The sequence below is a fragment of the Burkholderia sp. Ac-20392 genome, from assembly GCF_017104585.1.
In the GTDB taxonomy this organism is placed as follows: Bacteria; Pseudomonadota; Gammaproteobacteria; order Burkholderiales; family Burkholderiaceae; genus Burkholderia; species Burkholderia lata.
Genome location: NZ_JAAGPB010001158.1, coordinates 1 through 660, shown reverse-complemented (window position 1 = coordinate 660; position 660 = coordinate 1). Strand labels below are relative to the sequence as shown.

Sequence of the window (660 nt, the reverse complement as noted above, 5' to 3'; positions counted from 1 at the left end):
GCCGCCGCGACCTCCTCCACCAGCGCCGCGTTCTGCTGCGTGAGCTGATCCATCTGCGTGACGGCCTGGTTCACCTGCTCGATCCCGACGCTCTGCTCGACCGACGCCGCGGTGATCTCGGACATCGTCTGCACGACGCGCGTGATCGACGACGACACCGTCCGCATCGCCTCGCCGGCGCGCTCGACCAGCTCCGCGCCGCCGTTGATCTGTGCGACCGAATCCTCGATCAGCGCCTTGATCTCCTTCGCCGATTGCGCGCTGCGCTGCGCGAGCGAGCGCACTTCGCCCGCGACGACCGCGAAGCCGCGCCCCTGTTCGCCTGCGCGTGCGGCTTCCACCGCCGCGTTCAACGCCAGGATGTTGGTCTGGAACGCGATGCCGTCGATCACCGAAATGATCTCCGCGATCCGCCCCGAGCTCTGCGCGATGCCGCGCATCCGGTCGATCACGCTGTCGACCACGCCGCCGCCGTGGCTCGTCGCCTCGAGGGCCGCGTCGGCCAGCGCGCTCGCCGCACGCGCGCTGTCGGTGTTCTGCCGGACGGTCGCCGTCAGTTCCTCCATGCTCGCGGCCGTTTCCTCCAGCGACGCGGCCTGCGTGCCGGTACGCGCCGACAGGTCGGCGTTGCCGCCCGCGATTTCGCCCGCGCCGAGGTGG

Annotated in this window: 1 protein-coding gene; it reads right to left on the bottom strand. The window is 71.1% G+C overall.

Features of this window, described 5'->3' with window-relative positions:
- The coding region (locus G3N99_RS41365; RefSeq protein WP_241012121.1) for a methyl-accepting chemotaxis protein at positions 1 to 660 on the bottom strand (660 nt) is incomplete at both ends.